Genomic DNA, 3,424 nt, shown 5'->3' on the forward strand with positions numbered 1-3,424 from the left:
GCCCTGTCGTCGTCCCTCACCAGCTCTTCTCCGGGCGGCCGGTCGGCGCGGAGTCGAGTTCCTGTCCGCCGACCGGTTCCCGGGCCTGCGAGCGCAGGCTGCGCAGGGCGAGCAGGAGCACGCCGATGTCGTCCAGGTAGACGGGGTCGGGCACGAGGTCGGTCGGCAGTACCAGATAGGCGACCGCGCCCCAGAAGACCCAGCGCGAGCCCGTCGGCAGACCCGCGCGGCGCAGCTCCCGCCGGGTGCGGACCAGCCGTACCAGCAGGGTGCCCGCCACGGCCAGCGCGGCCACCGCCAGGACCGCGACGATCAGGATCAGTGTCGTGGTGGAATCCATCGCCCCTCCGCCGTTCAAGGCCTGCTCGCCGCGACCTTCCTACTCTTCGCTTTCCCCTTCACGGTGTCTCCACACCGCGCTTCCCCGCCTCTCGGTACAGCACATCCATACGGCACATTTGAGCCAGTACTCAATAGTAATTCACAGCCGGTTGATTGTTCCGGAGCGCCGCTGCCATAATCCGCTTCCTGACCCGTCGTCACCCGTGACGGGCCCTGGGCAGCCACGAAACTCCCCCCGATGCTCCGCACCGGAATTCCTCGGCGATACGTCCGGGATTCACGACTCCCCCACCAAGTCCGCACAAGAACGCAGCTCCGGCATCCTCTGCCACCCCGGTGAGCTGGATGATCAACAGCTCGGAAGAGCTGGATGCGCGACATAATGCAGCGAAGAAGGTGCGTTTATGTCCAATTATTTCATGCGGCCGGACGAGCCGCCCACATACCGGCCTACGTACACCGAATCCGTTTCGGGACAGGCGATACACAGCCATCCTGAATTTCAGTCATTGCGGAACGGGTACCGCCGCTTTGCAGCCGTGTCGACAGCGGTCGCCGTCGGCGGGTTCCTGTCGTACATCCTGTTGTCGAACTTCGCACCCGGCATCATGAACCAGCCGATCGCCGGTCATCTCACCCTCGGTCTGACACTCGGCCTCGGGCAGTTCGTGGTGATGGGGGTGACCGTCTGGCGCTACGTACGGCGGATGCGCACCCACTTCGATCCCGTCGCCCGGGGGCTGCGCGCCCAGTCGGAGCAGCGTCTGCCCGGTCAGCACCCTCCGGCCGGGCAGACCGGTTCCCGTCCGCAGAGCACGAGGGAGTACCGCACGTGGTGACCGTCGGGGCCGGCGTCGTCGACCCCTTCAGCCGGCAGCTGACCTTCGTGCTGTTCCTGTCGGTCGTCGTGGTCACGCTGTTCGCCGCGCTGCTGATCGCCCCGCAGCGCGACGAGGTCGCCGAGTTCTATCTCGGCAACAGGGAGATGTCTCCGCTGCGCAACGGGCTGGCGATGTGCGGGGACTACCTCTCCGCCGCGACACTGCTGGGCAGTACCGGGCTGGTCGCCCTCACCGGCTACGACGGGCTGTTGTATCTGTGCGGCACCACGGTCGCCTGGATGATGGTGCTTCTGGTGATCGCCGAACCGCTGCGCAACTCCGGCAGGTTCACGCTCGGGGACACCCTGGCGCTGCGGCTGCCCCAGGGCGGGCGGGGGGTCAGGATCGCGCTCGCCCTCTGCACCCTGACGATCTGCTGCCTCTACCTGGTGGCTCAACTCGTGGGCAGTGTCGCCCTGTTGACCCAGTTCACCGGCGTGCCCAGCACCACCACCCGGACGTTGTGCGTCGTCGTCATCGGCACCATCGTCATCGTGTACGCCTCGCTCGGCGGTATGCCCGGCGCGACGTTCATCCAGATCGTCAAGGCCGTGATGCTGGTGTCCGGCATCGCCGTCACGGCCGTCATGGTCCTGCACCGCTTCGACTGGAACCTCAACGCGCTGCTGGAGGCCGCCACCGAGAACAGCGGCATCGGCCAGCGGTTCCTTGAACCCGGTCTGCGCTACGGCGCGAGCACCACCAGCAAACTCGACTTCCTCAGCCTCCAGTTGGCCATCGTGCTCGGCCTCGCCGCACTCCCCCATGTGATGATGCGGCTGCTCGCCCCGCGCTCCACCAACGTCCTGCGCTCCTCGGTCGTGTGGGCGGCCGGTCTGGTGGGCTTCGTCTGTCTGGCGGCGGGCATTCTCGGTCTGGGCGCCACCGCCCTCGTGGGCCGCGAGTCCATCATCGACACCGACCCGAAGGGCGACGCGGCCGTTCTGCTGCTCGCGCAGTCCATCGGCGGCGGGATACTCACCGCGCTCCTGTCCTGCCTGGCCTTCGTCACGCTGCTCGCGGTCGCGGCCGGTCTCACCCTCGCGGCGGCCTCCTCCCTCGCCCACGACCTGTACGGCGAGGTCATCCGCAAGGGGCGCGCCACCCAGGCGGAGGAACTGGGCGCGGCCCGGCTGGCCGCGGTCCTCATCGGCGTCCTGGGGATGGGCCTGGCCCTGCTGTCGTGGGAGACCAACGTCTCCACGCTCGCCTTCCTCGCCTTCGCCATCGCCGCGTCGGCCCTGCTGCCCACGCTCCTCTACAGCCTGTTCTGGCGGCGCTTCAACTCCCGGGGCGCACTGCTGAGCCTGTGCGGAGGGCTGGCCTGCTCGGTGCTTCTGGTCGTGTTCTCGCCGGTGGTCTCGTCGACCGCGTCCTCCATCTATCCGTCGGCCGACTTCGCCTGGTTCCCCCTGCAGAATCCCGGCATCGTCTCCATCCCGGCCGGCTTCCTCCTCGGCTGGCTCGGCACGGTTCTGACCACACGTCAGGACACCTCCTCGTACGAGGAGTTCGAGGTCCGCGCGCTCGTCGGGGCCCGAGCCGACACCGACTAGCAGCTACGGCGCCCGGGGCGAGGTCCGCCTCCCCCGGGCGTCGGCCGCGTCAGCGGCGTGACAGCGGGCGTCCGCGCGCCCAGCCCAGCAGGACCAGGGAGCAGAGCGCGGCGAGAGCGCACCACGTCGACACGAACTCCGTTCGCCACAGCGCCCAGCACACCAGCGCGCCCGTCCCGGCCAGCAGCCCGAACACCACCAGACGGCGGTCGCCGGAGAGAAGCAGGGCGCCGACCGTGGCGATCAGATAGCCCGCGAGGAGCGGTCCGGAGTGGGACAGCCGGATGCCGTACCCGACCGTGTGGCCGCGGATGTCCGCCGTCACCCGGTGGTCCGAGAGGTTGTACGCGAGTGCCGCACACGTCACGATGCCCACCGCCAGCGGCAGCAGGAGGCGCGGTCGCACTCCTCCGGGCGCCGCGCACAGGACGGCCGCCGGCACCCACAGGGCGAGCAGCGGCAGGGCGATGACCGCCCACGCCACGGTCGCCGGGCCGGTTCCGCCGTCCGCCCGCCAGACCAGGGCCTCGACGATCTGGTGGGCCCCCAGGAGCACGGGCAGCGCGGCCAGCGGCACATCACGACGCCTGCCCGCGCGGGCCACCGCTGTCACGCACGCCACGCCCACGGCGGCGATGCCCACGC

The 3,424-nt window shown here is 69.5% G+C and carries 4 protein-coding genes; 2 read left to right on the forward strand and 2 right to left on the reverse strand.

Annotated features, from left to right (window positions below; translation table 11 throughout):
• Nucleotides 1-16 precede the first annotated feature (16 nt).
• On the reverse strand, nt 17-340 hold the full coding sequence (locus STRTUCAR8_RS07695; RefSeq protein WP_006374966.1) for a YkvA family protein: 324 nt from the start codon (nt 338-340) through the stop codon (nt 17-19).
• A gap of 484 nt (nt 341-824) precedes the next feature.
• Between STRTUCAR8_RS07695 and STRTUCAR8_RS48190 the strand changes: the two genes are divergently transcribed.
• Together STRTUCAR8_RS48190 and STRTUCAR8_RS07705 are read left to right on the forward strand one after the other, a co-directional pair.
• Entirely contained in the window at nt 825-1,181 is a 357-nt protein-coding gene (locus tag STRTUCAR8_RS48190) for a DUF485 domain-containing protein (RefSeq protein WP_267889080.1), read from the forward strand.
• Nucleotides 1,175-2,779, forward strand: a complete 1,605-nt coding sequence (locus STRTUCAR8_RS07705) for a solute symporter family protein (protein ID WP_006374967.1) — start codon at nt 1,175-1,177, stop codon at nt 2,777-2,779. The genes STRTUCAR8_RS48190 and STRTUCAR8_RS07705 overlap by 7 nt, the downstream gene beginning before the upstream one ends.
• A gap of 49 nt (nt 2,780-2,828) precedes the next feature.
• Here STRTUCAR8_RS07705 and STRTUCAR8_RS07710 read toward each other — a convergent pair whose 3' ends face one another.
• Nucleotides 2,829-3,422 (reverse strand): DUF6629 family protein, encoded by a 594-nt coding sequence (locus tag STRTUCAR8_RS07710; RefSeq protein WP_052350866.1) that lies wholly within the window; start codon nt 3,420-3,422, stop codon nt 2,829-2,831.
• Between the last annotated feature and the right edge of the window lie 2 nt (nt 3,423-3,424).

This window comes from Streptomyces turgidiscabies Car8 (assembly GCF_000331005.1).
Lineage (GTDB): Bacteria > Actinomycetota > Actinomycetes > Streptomycetales > Streptomycetaceae > Streptomyces > Streptomyces turgidiscabies.

What these genes read in the sequence shown, in the direction of transcription:
- STRTUCAR8_RS07695 (WP_006374966.1), bottom strand. Translation starts at nt 340, where the DNA reads ATGGATTCCACCACGACACTGATCCTGATCGTCGCGGTCCTGGCGGTG.